Below are 22,533 nucleotides of genomic sequence, written 5' to 3'. Positions count from 1 at the left end.
CAATTGCTTTCAGTCTTTATCGGCTATTTGAAAGTATGCTTGATTTCTTTCTGCATATTTTCATATTCAGAGTCTAATAACTTAATAAATTTATTAACTATACAACTGTCAAACTGTGTACCTGACGCTTCGACCAACTGCATTTTGGCTTCTTCCAAATTCAATTTGGATCTGTATAGCCTGTCTGAAGTCATTGCATCAAAAGCATCAGCAACTGATAATATTCTCGCCAGGAATGGAATCTCTTCCCCCTTCAGCCGGTCAGGATATCCCTTTCCGTCAACTCTCTCATGATGACACTTTATAAGCGGAATTACTTCCTTAAACATTGATACAGCTGATAATATATGTGCACCCTTTAGGGTATGTTTCTTAACCTCGTCATACTCCCTGTCATCCAGACTCTCTGTTTTAAAAAGGATATCGTCGGCAGTTCCGATTTTTCCTACATCATGAAATACTCCTCCAAGCCTGAGCTTTTCCAATTCTTCTTCAGGCATGCCAAAGGCCTTACCGATTCTCTCAGCATAATAAGCTACTCTGTCAGAATGCCCTCTCGTATACACATCCTTAGCATCAACAGCTAGTCTGAGTACTTCTATTGTATCCATATATCTTGTTTTCAGCTCTTCATAAGTTTTATTCAGCTCTTCATTCTTCATATTAACAAGTGAATGAAGAAATGCATTGCTTAAGGATGATGCAGCCTGTTTTGAGTATAAATCCAGCAACTGTATTCCCTCACCCAGTTCACTGGTTTCAATATATATGACACCCATAGCTTTCTGGAATTCATTTACCAGAGGAAAAATAGCTCCTTCCTTAAGGTTAACTACTTTCCCACTCTCCCTGGCATATCCTATATTCGCCAGAAAATCAGGATTTATCATGGACATAAACTCGTCAAGGCTTACATCAAATTTTCCTATGCCTTTAAATATGCCTTTTCTTTCATTGTCATTATTCGAGCTATTTGTATCATCCAGTATAAAAGCATTTTTACTGTTTACAAGCGGCATTATTCCGACTAGTATCTCTTCAAGTATGCTGCTAATAGGCTTTAGCTGATAAATCTTCGGAACGGCTTGCAAAATCTTATTCAATCCATCCTCAAATTTCCTTATACGCCTCATCTGGCTGACACTTTTAACTCCTGATTCTATAAGTAAAATCAATTGGTCAAAATTGTCACTTTTCTCGCAATATCCTTGTATATCAAGTTTTTTTAGCGTCTCAAGGGGTGGCGCTATATCTTTGTGTCCAGTAAGAAGTAGTATGTAAATTCCCTGGTCAAACTCCCTGATTTTTTCTACTACCTCGTCTCCATGCATAATGTCCATTAAATAATCCAGAATAATTATGTCATAATGCTCGTTACGCAATTCTTCCAATGCTTCAAAGGGGTCATTAAAACCTTTGAAGCCATACCCTGCACGTTTAAGCAGAAGGGACACGGAATCAATTATACCTGTCTCATCATCAAGTATTGCAATCTTGTACTCTGAAGATATTTCTTTAACCGATCTCCTCATCAATTAGCCCCCTTGTTTTTGTTTTTTCCCAAGAACTACAATTTCAGGGCACTACTATACTGCTTCCTATACTATTTGATTAAATAATAAATTACCAAGGAAGCCTCCGCTCTTGGTTTTCTTCATTAGTTAATATTTAAGAATTCGAACATTGCACTTATAAAAAACATTAATTAATAAACATAAAACATTTATTATAATTTACTAATTGCTTCACAAAATCAAATATGTCTCATACTTTAATATGCTTTTTCATATATCTGCCGATAAAACCATTCAACTAAATATCATTTTCATTTATTTACATTTCGACATTTTATACAAGGAAATTATATTATAATTTTACAATCTGTACAAGTAGATTTCTTAAAGGATTTGTAAAACATATTATACTGTAAATCGACGTTTTTGTCATATTATGTAAATATTTGAGAGAACGCCGCAAAATTATGGTTTTTTAGCGTTCTCTATGTATTACTGAAAGCAAATACTTGTTAATTGTATTCTTCATTTCATAGTCACTGTTTTGACCTGGACTCCGTCAAGAGCTTCTAACTCTTCAGCCAATGATGATATTTTCTCGCTCTTGTCTCTGACATTTAGTGTTATTATCCCGTGTTCTTCCTCTCCGGGATCATGAATTCCTACCCTTGAAAGTATGCTATCACCATACTTTGTCAATATTTCCTGAACCCTTGGTGCAGATTTGGTCCTTTTATCAACCAGTATACCCATCATACTTAACTTTTTCACTATATCCTCTCCTTGTAAAAAATATTGCTCACAATATTTATATTGCTTCTCTTACTCAGTTTTATGCAATAATCTGAATTTAGCTACAAGCTGCTGCTTACAGATGTTCTTTGAAACACCGCATAATAATACTTGTTTTACAAATAATAAGCTAAAATAAAGCTTGGGAGGATTAGCAGAATGAAAGCAAACAAATTTATTGTTACCGGTTTGAGGGATGCTGACAAAATAAGAGATATTGAGCAGTCTCTAAAAAATTCACATAACGGTATAAATGCAGTGCGCATCGATATGGAAGCCAGTACTGTAACTGTTGACTATGATGAAGCCAGATACAGCGAAGGTGAAATAAAGGACTTTGTAAATCAGACAGGTTTAAGTGTAACAAAAGTACAATAGAGGAGAATAAGCATGGACAAAATACGCCTTGGTGTTATAGGAACCGGACTGGCCTGGGAAAGATTGCATTATCCGGCGATACAGGAGCTTGGTGACAAATATGAAATTGTTGCTCTTGCCAACCGTACTGTAGAAGATGCACAAAACTTTGCCGGAAAAATAAATTTGGATTTAAAAAACGTATATAGTGATTATAAAGAACTTCTTAAAAGAACAGATATCGATGCTGTTGATATTCTTGTCCCTATAGAGCTAAATTTTGAGGTATCCGAAGATGCTGCAAAAGCGGGTAAAAACATAATATGTGAAAAACCCCTTGCTGCAAACAGGCAGCAAGCCGAAAAATACCTGGAAATTGCCAGAAACTACCCTGTAAAAATCATGATTGCCGAAAACTATAGGTACAATGAGGAAAACAACAAAATAAAAGATATTGTTAAATCAGGCAAAATTGGTGACATTGTTTATTTTATCAGAAATAATATAAACTGTTTTCCTTGTGAAATGACAAAAGATACATATGCGGGAACCGAATGGCGCCAGCATCCCGAATATATAGGAGGAGCTTTTCTGGATGCAGCAGTTCACGACATTGCAGCTTTAAGACATATTTTTGGAGAAGTGAGTTGTGTCCAGGCATTTGGCAAGCCGCAAAAGGAAGATTTCAATCCATATGTATCGGTAAATACCAATATATTGTTTCAAAACGGCATCACTGGATACTTCACTTATTTCCCGTCAGGCATGGAACCCCAAAGGCCTCTTGTAGGCTTCAGGATATTTGGAACCAAAGGGGAATTGTATCTGGAAGAAAAGTCCTGCGGAGTAATTAATGTAGCATATAATAACGGCAGTTCCGAACAAATATCATATATTCCCGAACGTGGATACTATAATGAATTACTTAATTTTTACAATGCTTTAATCGGAAAAGAGGATATTGCAGTCACTCCTGCTATAGAATACGGTGATACAAAAATGATTTTTGATATCCTTGATTCTATTTCTGGCAATAGAATTGTATATTCAGATGAATACAAAAAAAATGCATATTTGGGCAACGTTGAAGATTATGAAAACCTACACACTTATATACAATAAAGAAGCACCTTAAGGTGCTTCTTTATTGTTGTTTATATCAAATATTCAGTATATTTTTGACTTGTTCCTTCATCTCCGTTTTAAGAGTAACTTTGTTATGCCTTACTTCCTTTTTATCAAGATTCTTCAACCCTGCAGGAATGGACAAATTACACTGCTTTGCAAGCACATCCAGAAGCTCGAATTCACTCTTGCCCTGTACATTCTCCTCACCGAGAATAGCCTTTGCAACACTTTCATTGAATTTAAAAGGACTTGCAGTAGAAACAATTATAGTCTTGGTCATATCTCCTGTAGAAATTACATACTTGTCATAAACATCAATTCCAACAGCTGTATGAGTGTCTATAACATAGTCATATTCTTTATATATGCACTCTATTGTTTTTATGGTTTCATTCTCGTTTGTGTATCCTGCCCAGAACAGCTTGGATATTTTCTTTTTTGTGCTTTCATCTACTGTATACACTCCGTCGTCCTTTAACTTCCCCATCCAATCATTTATTGCTTCTGAATCATGATTTGTAATTTCATAAAGCAGCCTTTCCAGATTGCTGGATATGAGAATATCCATAGAAGGTGAAATAGTCTTTTTGAATTCCCTATTACGGTCATAAGTACCTGTATTGATAAAATCAGTAAGAATATTGTTATCATTTGATGCACAAATCAGTTTATTAACTGGCAGTCCCATTTCCATCGCATAGTAAGCTGCAAGTATGTTACCAAAATTTCCTGTCGGTACTACAATATTTATTTTATCCCCCAGACTGATTTCCTTTTTCTCTACAAGATTTACATAAGAGGAGAAATAGTATACTATCTGCGGTAACAATCTTCCCCAGTTTATAGAATTTGCAGAAGAAAATTTGAAGCCTTTAGTTTTCATTATATCCTCAAGCTCGCCGTCTGTGAATATAGCTTTTACACCATTTTGAGCATCATCGAAGTTTCCGTCTACAGCTATTGAGTATACGTTACTTCCTTCCTGTGTAATCATCTGCATCTTTTGCACTTCACTAACGCCATTTTCAGGAAAGAATACGATTATCTTTGTACCATTTACATCCTTAAAACCTTCTAACGCAGCTTTTCCTGTATCGCCTGAAGTTGCCACAAGGATAACTATTTCACTTTTCTCTCCGGTTTTATTTATAGCTTTAACCAATAGATGAGGCAAGATTTGCAGTGCCATATCTTTAAATGCACATGTCGGACCATGCCAAAGCTCAAGGACAAAAACATTTTCGTTCATTTTGTAAACTGGAGCAATATCCTTACTGTCAAACTTCTGCTCGGTGTATGCGTTTTTTACACACTCTTCTATTTCGTCATCAGTATAATCGTCCAAAAAATATTTAAATATTGAAACTGCTATTGCCCGGTAATCCATACCCGCCAATTCATAGATTTTATCCATTGTCAGTTTTACACCCGACTCTGGGACAAACAACCCTCCATCCGGTGCAATTCCCTTTTTTATAGCCTCTGCAGAAGAAACAGATTTAAGTCCTCCTCTTGTACTTTCGTAAAACATGACTACGCCTCCTAAAAAGTAATAGCTTACTTTTGACTATCCTTATTTTCTTTCTATAAATAAAAGATCAAAGAACTAAACAATATATAAACACAAAAATACTATAAGTCAGTATATGCTGCTTTCATAAAATTCAATTTTCTATAAAGTCTTTTATCATATAATATAATAATACAAATGCTCTGAAAAGGAAAGCATAAAAAACAGCTGCTCTCCGGCAGCTATTCATCATATTTCCGTTTTATTCCTGAAGCTATTTAAAAAACTGAAAATACCATTGTTTTTTAGCATCCTGCCATTCTTGTATCTTTTTATCAGCCGTCTTGCCGAACCCTGCCCGGTATAGAAAAGATACTTCTTATCCGCTTCACTCAAATTAAAATCCAGGAATGAAATGTCCCCGGTATTGACATCCTCAATGAATTTCAGATCTTTTGCATTTTTATCTATGCCTGCATCGTGAACTGAACAGATCAAAGCTTTTAGCACATTAAGCGGAGTATCAATGCTCAATAACTTGTTTTTATCACTTCCCGTAAGTCTGAAGCCGAAAACATCTGAACTATCGCTGGTATCCATAGTCCATGACGGAAAATTGTCCAAAACTCCTCCATCTATAATATAGTAAGTTCTTGATACCCTTCCTGTTATTTTTTTTATTTCTACAGGTTTGAATGCAAAAGGAACACACGTGCTCATCCGTACGGCTCTGGCTACCTCCAGTTTATCCGGTTCCACACCATAAAAAGCTATATCATCAGGAAGCACGATAACCTTAGCCCTGTTGGCATCTACTGCTGTCATCCTTATTCTGTATCCCTTCGGATTCTTACTGTCTGCTCTTCCTCCCCTTAAATCCCCAAATGTCTTAATACCCTTTTTAGAAAGAACACCATATACCCATTCTTCCAGGTAATCTCCATCACAAAGGCATCCTTCCTTACTCAAGGTAATAATATTCTTAAGCAGATTACCTCTATATCCAGAAAACTCATATAAAGAATTGCTTAATCCTCTGTTTTGATCAAATAGGGAACTATTCAGAAAAACATCCATTACATTGCCCGTATTCTGACATTCCCCTCTGTATTGTGTATTGAAAGTCATAAATTGCTGTACAGCAGGTACTTTTTTATAAATTTTATTTATCTCTATTTTGCTAAAATCAAAAACGTCAAGCATTTTTCTCAGCTCAAGCGAGCTGTATCCTGCACTTGCATAAGCACCCACTAAAGCTCCGGCTGATACACCGGCTATGTTTCCCCATTTTATTCCTTCCTGTTCTGCAATATCAAAGGAGCCGGCATATGCGATACCTTTTATTCCGCCTCCTCCTAACACCAGGTTTATAGTTTTACATAACCTATACACAAAAACCGCCTCAAAAAATAGTTCTATATTATGTAATATATGATTTATTGATCAAAATAGCTAACGTTTATACAAAGTTTATTGAACAACATTTTATCCTGAACAAAATGGTATAAAAAAACACTCCTTAATTAAGATGTTGGCCCATTCTAATTAAGAAGCGTCTTAACCTGATTGACTTACAAGCTGCCTGTCAGGCTCTTTATCCAGCCGTCTGCATACTTTGCATACTTGCTTCCCGGAAATTTGTCCTTGATTTGTTGAAAGATATCTATTGCATTTGCAGAATCATTTAGACCCATATAGGATTTTCCCATACTGTATAATACCCTGTCTGTAAACTTCCAGTCATTTCCGTATATCAACACCTTGTTTAGCTTGTTTATTGCTTCTTGATATTTTTTTGACTTTTCAAGCCGTGTACCTTCAGTCAACAAAACAGACGCTGCTTTTGGCAATACACTATTATACAGGTTTTCAAACCTTTCTTTTTCCGCTCCCTTAAAGCCGACAGATTTTAATAATACAAGCAAATCGGCCGCTGCTTCATAAGAATTATTCTGAACCAGCTTATCCACTTCCAGGAGTTGAACCACACTTTTATAGTAATTGGCTTCCGTATTTGCCTTACCAAGCTCATCTTTCACTTTATCATATTCTTTGCTTAAAGATTCATATTTCATTTTATAATCAGAGCTATCCTCTGCAGCTATTTGGGGCATATCTGACATATCCGCAGGTGTATCGGCAGGTTTTCCTGAGGCAAGATTGATAACTAGTGTTACCAGAAGAACTCCAACAACGCCTGCCACCAATCCGGTCAGATACTTCGGGATATCAGCTGACCAGCCAATTTTCATATTTTGGGCACCTTCCGTTAAAGAAAGCCGTTTTTCGTTGATTTTACGGGTTCTATTCTTTAAACCGCTTTTCAACTTGCTGTCGGTAGCGGTCTGAGTATTTCCCGCATTCAGTAAACCGAGGTATTTCATAGCCTGGACACTATTGTTTTCTGCGGCAATTACTTTTTCAAAAATATTAATTGCTTTTGAATACTCCTTTGTATAGCTGTAACACAACCCCAAAAGATTCATGGCCTCGTGGAAATCAGGATTCATAGCTATAGCTTTTTTTAGCTCTATGATTGCTATATCCTCGCTGTTTTGCCTAAGACTATCCAAAGCCTTATTATATAAAATGATAGAATTCCTGACATTATCAGAAATATTGGTGTTGTTTTCGGAAATAATCTTCAAATCAATAGCAGGATAGTTTTGCAATTCTTGATCCAGGTTGATCAAAAAAACACCCCCTAAATAAAAACTGAGAATTCAAGGTATCAGCAAATCGCCAACAATGTTCATGCAGAAAAAGTGGGTATAATCTATGTTAAACAGTAATTTACCTAAATAATAAATTAACCTTTTGTATCAGCTTAGCAAATTTTACGGATAGATCAACATTTACCGGCTTGGAGATGTGATACATTACTAATATATATTCTGGTCTTTAAAATATTTTCTTACTTTCCCAATATAATATAAAGAACCAAAAGCGCAAACCAGATCATCAGGAGTAGAAATGTCCAGGCTTGCCTTTATCGCCTCCTCAATTGTATCACTAACCATCACATTTTTACAATAGGACCTAATAAAAATTGCCAGTTCCTCTGCACTTAAAGCCCTTTCGTTTTCCGGTGTCACCGTAATATACTTATAAGCCAGAGGATTAACAGCCTCAACTAATGATTTGTAATCCTTATCTCTCATAACACCAAAAATAAATATCTTCCGCTTCTCCGGGAAATATTTGTTTAGAGCCTCTGAAAGCACTCTCGCTCCCTCTGCATTATGTGCCCCATCTACTATAAACAGTGGTTCTCTGCTCACAACTTCAAGTCTCCCCGGCCATCTGGCATTAGCAAGACCATTTCTTATTGAAGTTTCTGATATGGCAAATCCTTTTGAGTTTAGCATATCAGCTGCATTAATTGCCAGTACTGCATTATTTACCTGATGATCTCCAAGGAGCGTTATCCTTAACCCAATATAATTTTTATAGTTGAAACTCTGTCCTTCAGAACTAAAACCTGTTATTTCCGCTTCATATATCTCTGCTTTCTGAAGTATCGCTCCGCGTTCTTTGCAAGCAGCTTCGAATACCTTTTCTACTTCCTGCCTCTGCGGGTATAAAAGGACATCTCCCCCATGCTTTATTATACCGGCTTTCTCAAATGCTATTTCAGGCAGAGTATTGCCTAATATGCTGGTATGATCAAAATTTATAGTAGTTATGACTGCAAGTTCAGGTGTCTTAATTATATTGGTTGCATCGAATCTTCCCCCGAGGCCAACCTCCAAAACTACAATATCGCAACTATTTTTACAGAAATATAGAAATGCGATGGCTGTAACTATCTCAAACTCCGTAGGATGATTTTCACCCATTTTGACCATAATTTCAGTCTTTGCTTTGACAAACTCCGTCAACTCAGCCAGTTCGCTCTGCCCTATCTCGTTGTTACCGATTTTCATTCTCTCTGTAAACCTTTCAATATAAGGTGAAGTGTAAACACCTACTTTATAGCCGGCCTCCATGAGCATGCTCGAGATAAAAGCTACTGTCGACCCCTTTCCGTTTGTGCCTGCTACATGAACAAACTTCAGTTTGTCCTGTGGGTTGCCCATTAACTCAAGCAGTTTCCCGATATTGTGCAGTCCCAGCTTTGATCCGAATTTCAGAGTACCGTGTATATAGTTCAATGCTTCATCGTAATTCATGTTTGTCTCCATTTCCAGCAATTCTCTTATTCACATAAAACAAAGATTAAGTATATACTTAATCTTTGTTTTATATTCAATACTACCTTTTAAGTTAATTGTGCTTCTTTTATCTTATCATCAACTTATGATTATGTCTATTAATAGCTTTTCAGCCCTCGTACATTTTTCTTGTGAACCGAAGTTAGCGAGCCTGGATCTGTCTGGATTAAGCTCAAAGGCTCGTTGTTAGTTCGCTCCACAGCATTTCTTATACTTTTTGCCGCTTCCGCAAGGACATGTATCATTACGTCCAACCCTGTCATTCTTTACTACAGGCTTTCTGGGCCCTTCATCACCGTGACTTGCTGTAATAGGTTCAGCAACCTTCTCACGCTGAGGTGCATTTTCTGAATCTATATGAGAATTCAACACCATCTTCACCGAATCTTCCTGTATGTTCTTAATCATTTCCTCAAACATTTCAAAACCTTCAAACTTGTATTCTATTACAGGATCCCGCTGTCCGTATGCACGCAAACCTATACCATGCTTTAGCTGGTCCATGGCATCTATATGATCCATCCATTTCTGATCTACAATCCTAAGTAGTACAACTCTTTCAAGTTCACGCATGAGTTCCGGACCAAACTCATTTTCTTTGGCCTTATATACTTCTGTCGCTATGGAAATAAACTTTTCTCTCAGCTCTTCCTTAGTAATGCTCTGCTTATCTTCATCACTCAAATTAAGTGAACCGCGGGGAACAAGTACACCCTCAGCATAGCTGATCATACCTTCCCAATCCCAGAATTCAGGATATTGGTTTTCGCTGCAGAACATCTTTATTATGCTATCAGCAATTCCTTCCAGCATTTTAATGAAAGAATCGCTAAGGTTTTCTCCATCAAGGACTTTGCGCCTTTGCGCATAGATAATCTCTCTTTGTTTATTCATTACATCATCGTATTGAAGAACATGCTTTCTTATATCGAAATTTTTGCCCTCAACCTTTTTCTGAGCATTTTCAATAGCATTTGAAAGCATTCTGTGCTCTATCGGTTGGTCATCTTCAAGTCCCAGCATATTTACTATGTTGGTAAGCCTTTCAGAGCCAAAAAGTCTCATAAGGTCATCTTCCAGGGAAATATAAAATCTCGATTCACCTGGGTCTCCCTGACGCCCTGCACGCCCTCTCAACTGATTATCAATACGCCTTGATTCATGCCTTTCAGTACCGATAATATGAAGTCCTCCTGCCGCAGCAACCTTCTCACGCTCAGCACCTGTTATCTGCTTGAACTTGTCATGAAGCTCTCTGAAAGTCTTTCTAGCCTGCAGTATATTCTCATCATCAGTTTCTATAAAGCCTGTAGAATGGCTTATAAGTTCCTCAGAAAACCCTTGTTTACGCATCTCCTGTTTTGACATAAATTCAGCATTTCCACCCAGCACAATGTCGGTACCACGGCCTGCCATGTTCGTTGCAATTGTAACTGCACCATATTTACCGGCCTGTGCTATAATTTCAGCTTCCTTGTCATGGTATTTTGCATTCAATACCTGATGCTGTACCCCACGCTTCTTGAGCATTGTACTTAGCAGCTCGGATTTTTCAATTGATATTGTTCCGATAAGAACAGGCTGACCTTTTTTATTGCATTCTACAACTTCGTTTATTACAGCATTGAATTTTCCCATTTCATTTTTATACACGCAATCAGGATGATCTTTTCTCACCATAGGCATATTTGTAGGTATAACAATGACATCCAGTTTATAGATAGTCTGAAATTCCTGTTCTTCTGTCTGAGCAGTACCGGTCATACCCGAAAGCTTTTTATACATCCTGAAGTAATTCTGGAATGTGATGGTAGCAAGTGTTTTACTTTCTCTTTCAACCTTTACACCTTCTTTTGCTTCTATAGCCTGGTGCAGACCGTCACTGTAACGTCTTCCATACATGAGACGCCCTGTAAACTCGTCAACTATGATTATTTCACCATCTTTTACAACATACTCCCTGTCCTTTTTCATCAGGCCATGAGCTCTTATCGCCTGATTAACATGATGCAGAATCGTCATATTTTCAGGGTCCGACAGATTACCTATTCCGAAATACTGTTCTGCCTTTGCCACACCCTTGGCAGTCAGGGTTGCTGTATGAGCTTTTTCATCAACAATATAGTCCTCTTCCAGGTCATCATCATGTTTCTTATCATCGGATTGAGTATAAACCTTTGCCTTCAGCCTGCTGGCAAATGAATTCGCCCGTTTGTACATATCGGTGGATTTATCTCCTGCACCCGAGATAATAAGAGGAGTTCTGGCTTCATCTACCAGGATGCTGTCAACTTCATCCACAATCGCATAATGAAGATCTCTCTGTACCATCTCTTCCTTGTAAATAACCATATTATCCCTAAGATAATCAAAGCCGAACTCATTGTTTGTTCCATAAGTTATATCACAGTTGTAGGCTGCTCTTCTCTCCTCATTGTCCATATCATGGACAATAAGGCCTACCGACAAACCAAGGAAATTGTATATTTTGCCCATCCACTCACTGTCACGTCTTGCAAGATAATCATTAACAGTTACTACATGAACACCTTTACCTTCCAGCGCGTTAAGGTATACAGGAAGTGTAGCAACCAGAGTTTTTCCTTCTCCTGTTTTCATTTCGGAAATTCTTCCCTGGTGCAAAACCATACCACCTATCAGCTGCACACGGAAATGCCTCATGCCCAATACCCTTCTGGATGCTTCCCTTACAACAGCAAAGGCTTCAGGAAGTATTTCATTAAGTGTTTCACCCTCTGCAAGCCTCTTTTTGAATTCCTGTGTTTTTGCTTTAAGCTTTTCATCGCTCAACTCCTTAATATTAGGCTCCAAGCTCTCTATCTGATCAATAACGGGCGTTATTCTTTTTAGCTCTCTGTCACTATAACTTCCTATAATTTTCTCAATAATCTTTTTCACTGTAAAATCCTCCATTCGATATATGTCAATTATTAACACATTTTATATTTCTACTGGAATTCCCGATAATAAACCATAGTTTACCAAACATAATTCTTATGTTTTTACTGTACGGTCGGATTTCCAACTCTTTTGTTTCTTACGATCTGCATCATCAGAACCGCTAAGCCCGCTGCAATGATTAAGTCACCTATACTGACAATAGGCATGCCATATCCGATAAACCCCGGCAGATAAACCACATCCGCCAGAAAAGAAAGCTTTACTTCACTACTTTTGTAAAAAACAAAGTGCCGTATATCAGATTTGACAATCTCGGGTACTACACCTGCCTTTAAAGCAACCTTCACACCCACAGGCATCTTTCCATCATTTAACAGTATTATAAGAGCATTCATAAAACTTCCTGCACCTATGAGCCATATACCGGCGTAATATCTGTTATACCAAAGTCCGATAAACAATATTATAGCGACCAGGCCATTCGCAATCATAGCGTACTCATTCAATACATAAAATTTCATACCTGCTATACGTACAGTTACCAGCAGTATAAATGCCAACATTACTATCCAGGCTTTTTCAAGTTTGAACTCAACAAGATTAGATAACTTACCTCCCGTAAGCAAACCCAAAAGTATTCCTGATAAAATCATCAATACATACAGCATCAAACCACCTCGCATTATTAAGCATTAGAGCTGTGAGCGGCTTTATCAGAAAAATTCAATATTCAGATGGCGCTTTTGGGTGGAGATATGTCGGATTGTTTGATAATGATTTCCTTCTCAGATCCCGGGTTGTAAGTAAGATGTGAATTTATAAAAGGGTATGACAAACCATGTTCCGCATTTATGGTTGTTTTCCCGGAACATGACTTTGAATAGCTTTCCTTAAGTATAGATTTAAATGTAATATTTATTTTTAGCTGTTCTATTATGCCTGATTCCAAAAAAAGCCTGTTTTCAAGGCTTGTTCTTGAAAAAGCAGCTGCTGTCTCTTTCGTAAAATCCAGCCCTATCTGATTATTATCAGCACTTTCAGGCAAGCTGCTTTGATTATTTACATACAGGCAAAGGTTATAAAAATCCCACGGGGCATTTACAATACCCTCTGCTGTCAACGCTGACAGTATGATCAAACTTATGAATAACCTTCTGAACATGTATACCTTCCCCAATCAAGTTCTCTAAATTCATATCTATTTATAAAGGTAAATCCTATTTGTCTTCAAGTCTGTCCAAAATCATCTTATAGCCATCTGCTCCATAATTCAAGCATCTGTTCACTCTACTGATGGTAGCAGTACTAGCACCTGTCTTGTCCCCTATTTCAGTATATGTCTTTTTTTCTCTGAGCATTTTGGCTACTTCAAGTCTCTGTGCAAGAGCTTTTATTTCGGGAACCGTGCATATATCTTCAAAAAAACTATAACACTCATCCATATCCTTTAACAATAAAATGGCTTCAAATAATTTATCTGTAACTTCATCTTTAATTTTAGAATTCATATCTGCTTCACTCCCCACAGATAAGGCAATTATATTAATACTACCGTATTAACGGAAAAATCAATATGACAAGTAATACTAATTTATACCCTGAAAGTACAATTGCCATTTAATAATCCGGGTATACCCGCTCCTATAAGGAACACAGTTATCTGTTTGTTTGAATATTTAGAATTTCTAAATCCTTCAGAAATTACAATATCAGCTTTTTTGAAATCAGTCAAGAACTCTTCAAATTGTTTACATACCCGACACATTTTCCTGGATAATGAACATCTAAATTGCATAAAACAGTAAGAAGTGAAACATAACTTAAGCAAGTCTTTCCAATAACGCTTTCATTACATCATCAAATGGCATGGAGCCTATCTGATCCAGAATTTTCTCAAGCTCAGTCTTTCTTTTCAGTGACCCGGATAGTATTATTTGTACAAGTTGATCCTTATCTACCAGTACCGAAGTGACCTCCAGCACTCCTCCTATAATACCTGCTATTACCAACGCCTGTGATGGGGTTATATTTATACATGGCTTGTCACTCTGGTTGCCGGAATTGCTTTTTGTGCTGTTTAAGCCATTTCCAGAATTTTGACCTGTTAATCTTGACATTATTTCCTTCACAAACGGGTTAAGATGTTCTGGTGAAAACACAAGAAGCCCCCCCTGGATTCAAACTTACTGATCTGATTATGCAACGATTACCGGTTTGGCCGGTACTTCACCGGGTACAGCAGTACCTGTAGCAAAAAGAAAAAACAGCACTGTTACAATAATAAACAGCAGATTATGGCTGGCATCTTCACTTACAGACATTATTTTTCCCCCTTCAGACAACATGCAACGGTATTTCAAGCTCCGGCAATTCTATTAGTATTATATTATTTTTTTATATGTTTGTTACATAAAAAAGAAACCTCTACTTAACAACTTTCATATACTTAAGTACAATGTATATCAATGCCAAAACTACAATGAGTGAAATACCTCCAAGAAGACTTAATATCTGTCCGGGAAACAGCGGAGATGTAAGTAGTATTGCTGTTATCAGCAGAATTGCAAGTATTGAAACATAAGGATATCCCCTTACCCTGTATTTTAGTTTTTGCGGGCATTCTCTCATAACTTTCCTTCTATAGAACAGGTGTGTTACCGAAATAGTCAGCCAGTTAAGCATAGCTGTGAAGCCACTTGCTCCTGTCAAAATCAGGAATACCTTATCAGGTACCATATAAGATAATACAGCTGTAAATATAAGAACCAGGCTGCTTATCCCTACAGCAAAGTATGGTACTCCTAATTTATTCTTTCTTTCAAAAAAGGAAGGTGCTTGTTTATCCCTGCCAAGAGAATACAACATCCTTGATGCGCTATACATTGCAGAATTCAAACCTGATAGAGATGCAGTAAGCACTATGAAATTTACTATAGTCCCTCCAAAAGCAATTCCCATACTCTGCATAATAAGGACAAAAGGGCTTTCAGCAGAAGATATTCCTTTCCATGGCGACATTAACAGAATAAACAATATAGAAAGAACATACAGGATGTTTATAGAAAAAGTGATTATGTACACTGCAGAAGGGACGTTTTTTTCCGGTTGATTAGTTTCTGCAATTGCAAGCCCGATAATTCCAGTCCCTGTATATGAAAACAACACCAAAAGCATAGATGCCAAAACGCCCTTGATACCCCCAGGCATAAAACCCTCAATGGATTGGAAATTGGCGGATATTCCTTTTAGTTCAAACGGCAGTACTCCCGACAGTACAAATAATCCAAAAACTATAAAGATAACCAGTGTTAATACTTTTGTCGAAGCCAGCCACATTTCAATCTTGCTGAGTCCTCTTACATCAAGGAAATTGACACATGTCATGAGTAAAGTATAAATAATACAAAATATCCATAGAGGTATTTGCGGAAACCAGAAGGAACTAAAGATAGCAGCTGCAGTTACCTCACCAGCCATACCCAATACCCCGCTGCACCAGAACATCCATCCGTTTACAAACCCGACTCCGTTACCGAATACTTCTGTAGCATGCACCCTGAATGAACCTGGAGCAGGATTGACAATAGACATCTCAGTTATGAAAAGCACCTCAAGCATCATAATTGCCCCGCCTATGGCATATGCTATGATAGCAGACGGCCCTGCTACAGAAATTACTGCCCCACTGGCTAGAAAAATACCTGAGCCGATAATATTCCCCAAAGCCATAACTATGAGATGCTTTCTGTCAAAGCCCACCTTTTTATTTTTATCCTGTCCCAATCTTATCCATCCCCCATCACGACCTGCTGCGCTATTTAAAGGAAAATGCCCTAATGTACTTCATGCTGCATAAAATATATATTTATATATCAGTAGTCAATAATATTATTTATTTATTGTTGAGAAATAATAAATAAAACAGTTAGCAATCATTGACATCAGAAAACCAGAAGTTTATAATTACCGGGAAAAAGCTGTTGTTGCAGGAGAGTAATATAAATGGAGAGATTTACAAAACTCTGTAAAATGTTCTGGATTTTTTTCAAGATAGGATCATTTACTTTTGGAGGGGGTATGGCAATGCTCCCTTTGATACAAAAAGAGGTAGTGGAAAAACAGAACTGGCTAGTTGAAGAAGATATTCTTGACATATTTGCCATATCACAATCAGTACCCGGAGTGATAGCTATAAACTCTGCATTTTTCATAGGCAACAGGGTTCTTGGCTTCAGTGGTGCTGTTTTTGCCGCTCTTGGAGTAATACTTCCCGCATTCATATCAATACTGGCTATAATATTGATTCTAGCCGGATTCGAAAACAATATACATGTAAACAAATTTTTTGAAGGTATACGTGCCGCTTCCGCAGCATTAATACTTCTTGCCGCACTTAAACTCGGCAAATCAGCTGTTACCGGCAAATCCGGGTATATAATTGCCCTTCTTTCCTTCATCACTATTGCACTTTTGGGTATACATGCAATTTTTATAGTTATTTTAAGCGGATTTGCAGGCTATGTTATGTATCTGAAAAGAAGGAGTGGAAGTCGATGATGGAATATTTAAGATTATTTTATATATTTTTTAAGGTTGGCCTTTGCAGTTTTGGCGGAGGTTATGCCATGCTTTCCCCTATTTATCAGGAAATAAAACAATTAAGCCTGATATCCGAAAGGGAGTTTTCAAACATTGTAGCTTTGTCACAGATGACGCCCGGCCCTATAGCAGTCAATGCCGCCACTTATGTAGGCTATAAGTCTGCAGGCTTTTGGGGCTCGGTCTTCGCTACAATAGGTGTTTCACTTCCCTCATTCATACTTATACTTATAATATCTGCTTTCTTCTACAAGTTTAAGACTAACCCAATTGTCCAAGGTGTCCTTTCCGGCATACGTCCTGCAACTGTCGGCATGATTGCTTCAGCGGTTATTTTCCTATCACAGTCCTCAATATTTAGCAGTACTTTATCTATTCAGAATATTAAAAATAACCCGTCTGGATTTATTAATATCCCTGCCGTTATTATCTTCATTATTACAATCATTTGTACAAAAAAGTTCAAAATAGGTCCTATTCCACTGACTATATTTGCGGGAGTTCTTGGAATATTCATACTATAAAGGGAAACAGATACGCATAAATTTTTACTTACGCGTATCTGCTAAGAACATTATGTTTCAATAAATGGTTCATACTCCTTTAACATTTTATGATAGCTATCCTCAAAATCAGATTTCTCGTCAAAATACTCCATGTGTTGCGCCATTTTTTCAAGTATACCAAGTGAATTAGCTCCGCTGGCATTTGTAAGTTTGTCTTTGCCGTCAGATATTGAAGCAAGTGCACTGCTATAGCGGTCTTTAAACTTGCTTTCGAATTCTTTGCTTACATTTTCAAAAGATATCTTCTCAATATTAAAAGTCGGCTCAAAATCCATATGCTTTCGTTCCATGTTTCCTCCCTGTTCCAAGCGATTTTTCAACTTTATATGCTTATTAGTATTTACATTAAGGAAACAAATTATAGTTTCACTTTTAAACCAAAAAAGATTTATATTACTTCTTTGAAAGTTATATAAATTTATGCTTGCTTACTCCAAATTAATTACAATGCCAATCTGTTAAGTTATCACCATAATACCAAAAATGCATATCATGTAGGAGGATGGTTTTTATGTGAAACATACCAAATTCAAGGAGGTGCCATTATGGGTGACAACAGATGCGGTGGTGGATTTTTCAACGACTCAACTATTTTATTCTTTATCCTTGTTTTCTTACTCCTGTTCTGGGGCTGCACAGGTCCTGCATGTGACTAAAATCCTTTTATAAGTGCAACACTTTAAAAGGAAGTAGTAAATGAAACAAAAGTACAAGAGAAGGCTTTTTGGTAGTTTCGGGTGTGTCAAATAAAGCCCGGCAGCCAACTAAAGTCAGTTCTGTTTGCATAGCGTAATAACATATATGATTATACCTTTTACAATAGATTATACAAAGAACAGGTCTTTCTCTACTACTTCCTTTACTAACACCACTTATAGCTAATTTTCAGCTGCTCATGCAAAAAGATAAGTCAGTATCCCGGTTAGCAAATCCGGCTCCCGGGATACTGACTTATCTTGATAATTTTATTATCTCATATCTTTTGTAACAATCATGTAATCTATAAATAATTTATACTAGGAAATCCTTTTTTAGATGGTGGTATTAATGTTTAACATATTTAGTAGAACTGTAAAGAAAAACAGACAGCGAAAAAACATAACATGTATTGCTGAAGAACCCAAGACCGGAGCTGCTGCTGAAAAAGTTTGCCATGAACATGCATATATCGATCCCCGTGAGCTTCTATCAAATCACATATCCAAATATACCGGAAGTACGGTTACTGTATACGTATGTGGAGGAGGAGTATGCAGTCTGGGATTTACAGGAGTATTAATCAGTTCAAACAGTTCATACATCAGACTACTAACAAGGATAAGTTCTCCTCCTGCTTATCCACTCTTTTATGTATGTCAAAACTGTCCAAAGCACCTTTCCGCACAAGCCCGGATATGGAGTCTTTCCATGTGCACACCTTCTTTTTCAATCTTCTACCCAGGTTCTATAGCATGTATACCACTTAAAAAAATAACAGGTTTTATACATAACGCGTTGTAAAAGCCGGGCGTTACCCCGGCTTTGAATTTACAAACTATTCTGATTTGCTATATTCTGATCCAACCACGGCAAATGCGGAATCTCGACTGGTGCATACGGTCTTTACGCCTCTTTTACATATCTTTTACTTATACTGGAACCAGCCAATCTCCAGAGACTTTGTATCAGTATTACCTGTACCGGGAACATCACTGCACTCTTTATCAATCTTGCCGGTAATAATGCCGCAGCTGCTTTTCCCGTTATTATTGTAAGCCATAGAGTATTGAGTGTAAGATCAGCAACAATTAGTATTGTTAATACTGCAAATATTGTACGCACAACCGAAAAAGGCTTTTTATGAAGAAAAATGCCATAAACCGCTCCCGTTAAGGCAGCGCTGAAAGTAAAGCCCGGAAAAGGCATGCCTCCTTTTGAAAACAGCAAAACACCTATTGCATCAGCCATAGCAGCTGTGATACCTCCAACTGCAGGCCCAAACAGCATCGCAGAAAGTGCTATCGGTAAAAAACCAAAGCCTATTCTCACTATTGGCATACTCGGGGGTATTTCTATTGCTAAAAACCTGGTAAGCATTACCTCTATGGAAATCAACAGACTTACAGCTACCAAAACCCTTACTTTATTCATGAAATCACCTCCTCCCCCCTTATATGACCTGAAAGACACATACTCAAAAATGGTCTTTCTCAGCAGAACACATTCTGATGGAATTCTAAAGGATAAATCCCATATGCTCTACTTACAGATAAAGCCACATAAAGAGAGCACTCAATAATGAGTGTTACTTCTGAAAGGAAGATGATTATAATCCCTTGTGAAGACTTTATTTCCCTTTTGTGGCAGCGGAATGCGAAAACTGCACCGCAAATTCTTGTATCATAATCAAAAGAATTTTTCGTCCAGTGGCAACTTCCCGTCCATCTGGCACTTGACGCGCAATCTCCTACTCTGCCCGCAATCCGATATATATACTAACCAATCGGATTACAATATAGCTATTTTACTTTAATACCTAGCAAAAATCAACATACTATATTATCGCAATACACTCTATTTCCACCAGTACATCCTTCGGAAGCCTTGCAACTTCAACGGTAGACCTGGCAGGATATTTCCCGGTAAAAAACCTTCCGTACACTTCATTCATTGCCGCAAAATCATTCATATTCTTAATAAACACCGTTGTTTTGACAACATTGTTCAAACTTGCGCCTGCGGCCTTCAAAACTTCTGTCAGGTTTTTTAAAACCTGTTCTGTCTGCTCTGTAATTCCACTTCCGACTATCTGACCTGTCACAGCATCCGCCGGAATTGCGCCTGAGGTATAGACAACATTGCCGACTTTTACAGCCTGTGAATAGGGACCTATAGCAGCCGGGGCCTTATTCGTATTAATTATCTCCTTCATTTGATACCTTCCTCTCTGAAAATTCTTTTCTTTAATCATATGTATATTAACTAAAAATATCATTAAACCTATTATATCCATGCGGTAAAAACAGGGCAAGTAGAAAAGTGCGGAATGTATAGTATTTCCCATACACTCCGCACTTTTAAAAGTCTTTGCCAGATATATCAGGCTTTAAATCCTGAGGTTATTTTATTCAGCTTGTCTGCAACCTCAGAGAGCTGATGAGCCGTGGCTTCCAACTCTTCCATAGTACCTACCTGTTCTTCTATGCTCGCACTCATTTCTTCCGTTCCTGCTGCCATATCATTTGCATTTGAAGCTATATTTCCCATAGCTTTGGTTATTTCCTCGGTGATTATCGCCTGCTTTTCAACATCCCTGTTTATCTCACCAATTTGCTTAGTAACATTTTTTATATTGTTAATAATGTTGTCAATATTCGCTTTTACTTCGTAAGCTTTTTCCGCACATACACCAACCATCTTGTCAACTTCATTTACTGTTTCGACTGCGTTTTCCGATTCAATCCTGTTTTCCTTGATCAGCTCTACGATATCTTTAGCTGCCCTGCTGCTTTCATCGGCAAGTTTTCGTATCTCTTCAGCTACTACATTAAACCCTTTTCCTGCATCCCCTGCCCTGGCAGCCTCTATAGCTGCATTTAATGCCAGAAGGTTTGTCTGCCCTGCAATATTGTTTATCAGTTGAACAATCTCACCTATCTTTATTGATGAATGATTCAGGTTATTAATTACAGCAGCAACCTCTTTTGACGATCCAGCAATATCTTTCATGGAAACGGCAATTTCACTTACCTGCTGTGCACCTGCCTCAGCAGCTTCCATAACTTTTATACTGTTCTCATTTGTTTTTTTACTTATTAACGCCGTAGACTCAGAGAATCTTGCTGCTTCAGTGAGACTTGCCGTAGTCTCTTCAGTGACAGCTACATTGTCGGAAGTCCCCCCTGCTATATTGTTTACTACCTGTGCAATTTGTTCCATAGCCTTATTGCTTTCTCCCGAAGCATATGAAAGCTGTTTGCTTGATTCCAGCATGGTTTTTGCAGATAATGAAACATCCCTTATTATGAATTGGAGGCTTCCGACAAATTGATCAAATGATTTGCTCAATTGCCCGATCTCATCCTTACTGTCTATTCCTATCCTCTGAGTTAAGTCTCCCCCGTTGTGTGCTATTTCATCAAGCCTCCTGGTAACCTTCCTGACAGGTCCTACTATCGCTTTTAAGGTTATAAAGGACAAGGCTATGCCCATTATCAGGCATATACTAATAATAGTTGGAAAACCTCTCATTATGTTGTCATATTCTTCCTCACTGGCTGTATAAAGTTTTTCTGCTTCCGTAATTTGTGTATTTATCAGCTCGTCCAATACCTTGACTGCTTTTACAAAAGCTGCTATTCCTTCGCTATTGGCTAATTTGAGAGATTCCTCCTTTTTGCCTTCCGTGCTAAACTTAAGTACATTTTCTCTTACAGAGCTATAGCTTTCATAAGCATTCTCCAATGTATTCAGGCCGTTTCTCTCAGCGTCTACCAGGTAAGTAGCTTTATACACCTTGATATGTTCCAGATATTCCTGATCATTTTTTGCTATGAATTCTTCCTGCTGCTTTTTTATGCCGGCATCATCATTCAAAACATGTGTCAGTACAGCAAGACGAATTTCCATCAAATGAGATTTTGCTTCACTCAAATCATACATTGGAAGCAGACGGCCGTTATTTAAGGATTTGAGGTTGTCATTCTCCCTGGATACTGCCCCTATACCCATTACTCCCAAAACAAGTATAAATAATATAAATACTGAAGAGAGAATTGATATTTTTACTACAAGACGTAAATTATAAAACCACTTCATAGCTGACTTCCCCCTGTATGAGAATTTTAGTGCATAAAAGCTGTCTGTTATTATGTACACTAAATATTATTTATATATATTATAGTTTTTCTAAGATTAGTTAACAATATTGCAATCGATAAATTAACATAATT

Annotated in this window: 22 protein-coding genes and 1 riboswitch; of the genes, 5 read left to right on the top strand and 17 right to left on the bottom strand. The window is 37.5% G+C overall.

The window, feature by feature from the left end:
* Positions 1-23: 23 nt before the first annotated feature.
* Together N3I35_19530 and N3I35_19525 are read right to left on the bottom strand one after the other, a co-directional pair.
* Positions 24-1,532 (bottom strand): DUF3369 domain-containing protein, encoded by a 1,509-nt coding sequence (locus N3I35_19530; protein ID MCX8132273.1) that lies wholly within the window; start codon positions 1,530-1,532, stop codon positions 24-26.
* 507 nt (positions 1,533-2,039) lie between these two features.
* Complete coding sequence (locus N3I35_19525) at positions 2,040-2,285, bottom strand: hypothetical protein (protein ID MCX8132272.1); 246 nt, start codon at positions 2,283-2,285, stop codon at positions 2,040-2,042.
* Between the two features lie 180 nt (positions 2,286-2,465).
* On the opposite strand from N3I35_19525, the gene N3I35_19520 reads away from it, so the two are divergent.
* Both N3I35_19520 and N3I35_19515 read left to right on the top strand, forming a co-directional pair.
* A complete protein-coding gene (locus N3I35_19520) occupies positions 2,466-2,684 on the top strand; it encodes a cation transporter (protein MCX8132271.1) in 219 nt (72 codons plus the stop codon).
* Between the two features lie 12 nt (positions 2,685-2,696).
* Positions 2,697-3,785 carry a Gfo/Idh/MocA family oxidoreductase gene (locus N3I35_19515; protein MCX8132270.1) on the top strand — a complete coding sequence of 363 codons (1,089 nt, stop codon included), beginning with the start codon at positions 2,697-2,699 and terminating at the stop codon, positions 3,783-3,785.
* 37 nt (positions 3,786-3,822) lie between these two features.
* Here N3I35_19515 and thrC read toward each other — a convergent pair whose 3' ends face one another.
* From thrC to N3I35_19460, 11 genes are all read right to left on the bottom strand, one after another.
* The gene (thrC, locus tag N3I35_19510) at positions 3,823-5,322 is read right to left on the bottom strand and encodes a threonine synthase (GenBank protein MCX8132269.1); all 1,500 of its coding nucleotides are present in this window, start codon (positions 5,320-5,322) and stop codon (positions 3,823-3,825) included.
* 228 nt (positions 5,323-5,550) lie between these two features.
* Entirely contained in the window at positions 5,551-6,693 is a 1,143-nt protein-coding gene (locus N3I35_19505; GenBank protein MCX8132268.1) for a patatin-like phospholipase family protein, read from the bottom strand.
* Positions 6,694-6,872: 179 nt separating this feature from the next.
* Positions 6,873-7,994 (bottom strand): tetratricopeptide repeat protein, encoded by a 1,122-nt coding sequence (locus tag N3I35_19500; protein MCX8132267.1) that lies wholly within the window; start codon positions 7,992-7,994, stop codon positions 6,873-6,875.
* 189 nt (positions 7,995-8,183) lie between these two features.
* Entirely contained in the window at positions 8,184-9,473 is a 1,290-nt protein-coding gene (locus N3I35_19495) for a bifunctional folylpolyglutamate synthase/dihydrofolate synthase (protein MCX8132266.1), read from the bottom strand.
* Positions 9,474-9,701: 228 nt separating this feature from the next.
* Positions 9,702-12,434: a preprotein translocase subunit SecA gene (gene secA, locus N3I35_19490; protein MCX8132265.1), complete on the bottom strand. Its 2,733-nt coding sequence runs from the start codon at positions 12,432-12,434 to the stop codon at positions 9,702-9,704.
* Between the two features lie 104 nt (positions 12,435-12,538).
* Positions 12,539-13,105, bottom strand: a complete 567-nt coding sequence (locus N3I35_19485; protein ID MCX8132264.1) for a DUF5317 domain-containing protein — start codon at positions 13,103-13,105, stop codon at positions 12,539-12,541.
* 62 nt (positions 13,106-13,167) lie between these two features.
* Positions 13,168-13,599, bottom strand: a complete 432-nt coding sequence (locus N3I35_19480) for a hypothetical protein (protein ID MCX8132263.1) — start codon at positions 13,597-13,599, stop codon at positions 13,168-13,170.
* A gap of 55 nt (positions 13,600-13,654) precedes the next feature.
* Complete coding sequence (locus N3I35_19475) at positions 13,655-13,945, bottom strand: YerC/YecD family TrpR-related protein (protein MCX8132262.1); 291 nt, start codon at positions 13,943-13,945, stop codon at positions 13,655-13,657.
* Between the two features lie 312 nt (positions 13,946-14,257).
* Positions 14,258-14,596 carry a hypothetical protein gene (locus N3I35_19470; GenBank protein ID MCX8132261.1) on the bottom strand — a complete coding sequence of 113 codons (339 nt, stop codon included), beginning with the start codon at positions 14,594-14,596 and terminating at the stop codon, positions 14,258-14,260.
* A gap of 36 nt (positions 14,597-14,632) precedes the next feature.
* Complete coding sequence (locus tag N3I35_19465; protein MCX8132260.1) at positions 14,633-14,758, bottom strand: hypothetical protein; 126 nt, start codon at positions 14,756-14,758, stop codon at positions 14,633-14,635.
* Between the two features lie 103 nt (positions 14,759-14,861).
* Positions 14,862-16,220, bottom strand: a complete 1,359-nt coding sequence (locus N3I35_19460; protein MCX8132259.1) for an amino acid permease — start codon at positions 16,218-16,220, stop codon at positions 14,862-14,864.
* Positions 16,221-16,439: 219 nt separating this feature from the next.
* Between N3I35_19460 and N3I35_19455 the strand changes: the two genes are divergently transcribed.
* A complete protein-coding gene (locus N3I35_19455; GenBank protein MCX8132258.1) occupies positions 16,440-16,994 on the top strand; it encodes a chromate transporter in 555 nt (184 codons plus the stop codon).
* Positions 16,991-17,560 carry a chromate transporter gene (locus N3I35_19450; GenBank protein ID MCX8132257.1) on the top strand — a complete coding sequence of 190 codons (570 nt, stop codon included), beginning with the start codon at positions 16,991-16,993 and terminating at the stop codon, positions 17,558-17,560. The genes N3I35_19455 and N3I35_19450 overlap by 4 nt, the downstream gene beginning before the upstream one ends.
* A gap of 50 nt (positions 17,561-17,610) precedes the next feature.
* Here N3I35_19450 and N3I35_19445 read toward each other — a convergent pair whose 3' ends face one another.
* Positions 17,611-17,892: a hypothetical protein gene (locus N3I35_19445; GenBank protein MCX8132256.1), complete on the bottom strand. Its 282-nt coding sequence runs from the start codon at positions 17,890-17,892 to the stop codon at positions 17,611-17,613.
* Between the two features lie 757 nt (positions 17,893-18,649).
* Here N3I35_19445 and N3I35_19440 point away from each other — a divergent pair.
* Positions 18,650-19,102: a hypothetical protein gene (locus N3I35_19440; GenBank protein MCX8132255.1), complete on the top strand. Its 453-nt coding sequence runs from the start codon at positions 18,650-18,652 to the stop codon at positions 19,100-19,102.
* A 102-nt stretch (positions 19,103-19,204) separates the two neighbouring features.
* Here the strand turns inward: N3I35_19440 and N3I35_19435 are convergent, their stop codons facing one another.
* The 3 genes from N3I35_19435 to N3I35_19425 all read right to left on the bottom strand — a co-directional run bounded on the left by N3I35_19435 (position 19,205) and on the right by N3I35_19425 (position 22,399).
* Entirely contained in the window at positions 19,205-19,732 is a 528-nt protein-coding gene (locus tag N3I35_19435; protein MCX8132254.1) for a folate family ECF transporter S component, read from the bottom strand.
* Between the two features lie 211 nt (positions 19,733-19,943).
* Positions 19,944-20,058, bottom strand: a riboswitch (THF riboswitch).
* A 77-nt stretch (positions 20,059-20,135) separates the two neighbouring features.
* The gene (locus N3I35_19430) at positions 20,136-20,513 is read right to left on the bottom strand and encodes a RidA family protein (GenBank protein MCX8132253.1); all 378 of its coding nucleotides are present in this window, start codon (positions 20,511-20,513) and stop codon (positions 20,136-20,138) included.
* A gap of 167 nt (positions 20,514-20,680) precedes the next feature.
* Complete coding sequence (locus tag N3I35_19425) at positions 20,681-22,399, bottom strand: methyl-accepting chemotaxis protein (protein MCX8132252.1); 1,719 nt, start codon at positions 22,397-22,399, stop codon at positions 20,681-20,683.
* Positions 22,400-22,533: the final 134 nt, after the last annotated feature.

Source organism: Clostridia bacterium (genome assembly GCA_026414765.1).
GTDB lineage: Bacteria > Bacillota > Clostridia > Acetivibrionales > DSM-27016 > SKW86.
This window is presented reverse-complemented; position numbering and strand designations above follow the sequence as displayed.

Coding starts and splice junctions, on each gene's coding strand:
- N3I35_19530 (MCX8132273.1), bottom strand. CDS start 1,532: ATGAGGAGATCGGTTAAAGAAATATCTTCAGAGTACAAGATTGCAATA.
- N3I35_19520 (MCX8132271.1), top strand. CDS start 2,466: ATGAAAGCAAACAAATTTATTGTTACCGGTTTGAGGGATGCTGACAAA.
- N3I35_19515 (MCX8132270.1), top strand. CDS start 2,697: ATGGACAAAATACGCCTTGGTGTTATAGGAACCGGACTGGCCTGGGAA.
- thrC (MCX8132269.1), bottom strand. CDS start 5,322: ATGTTTTACGAAAGTACAAGAGGAGGACTTAAATCTGTTTCTTCTGCA.
- N3I35_19495 (MCX8132266.1), bottom strand. CDS start 9,473: ATGAATTACGATGAAGCATTGAACTATATACACGGTACTCTGAAATTC.
- N3I35_19485 (MCX8132264.1), bottom strand. CDS start 13,105: ATGCTGTATGTATTGATGATTTTATCAGGAATACTTTTGGGTTTGCTT.
- N3I35_19480 (MCX8132263.1), bottom strand. CDS start 13,599: ATGTTCAGAAGGTTATTCATAAGTTTGATCATACTGTCAGCGTTGACA.
- N3I35_19475 (MCX8132262.1), bottom strand. CDS start 13,945: ATGAATTCTAAAATTAAAGATGAAGTTACAGATAAATTATTTGAAGCC.
- N3I35_19465 (MCX8132260.1), bottom strand. CDS start 14,758: ATGTCTGTAAGTGAAGATGCCAGCCATAATCTGCTGTTTATTATTGTA.
- N3I35_19455 (MCX8132258.1), top strand. CDS start 16,440: ATGGAGAGATTTACAAAACTCTGTAAAATGTTCTGGATTTTTTTCAAG.
- N3I35_19450 (MCX8132257.1), top strand. CDS start 16,991: ATGATGGAATATTTAAGATTATTTTATATATTTTTTAAGGTTGGCCTT.
- N3I35_19445 (MCX8132256.1), bottom strand. CDS start 17,892: ATGGAACGAAAGCATATGGATTTTGAGCCGACTTTTAATATTGAGAAG.
- N3I35_19440 (MCX8132255.1), top strand. CDS start 18,650: ATGTTTAACATATTTAGTAGAACTGTAAAGAAAAACAGACAGCGAAAA.
- N3I35_19435 (MCX8132254.1), bottom strand. CDS start 19,732: ATGAATAAAGTAAGGGTTTTGGTAGCTGTAAGTCTGTTGATTTCCATA.
- N3I35_19430 (MCX8132253.1), bottom strand. CDS start 20,513: ATGAAGGAGATAATTAATACGAATAAGGCCCCGGCTGCTATAGGTCCC.
- N3I35_19425 (MCX8132252.1), bottom strand. CDS start 22,399: ATGAAGTGGTTTTATAATTTACGTCTTGTAGTAAAAATATCAATTCTC.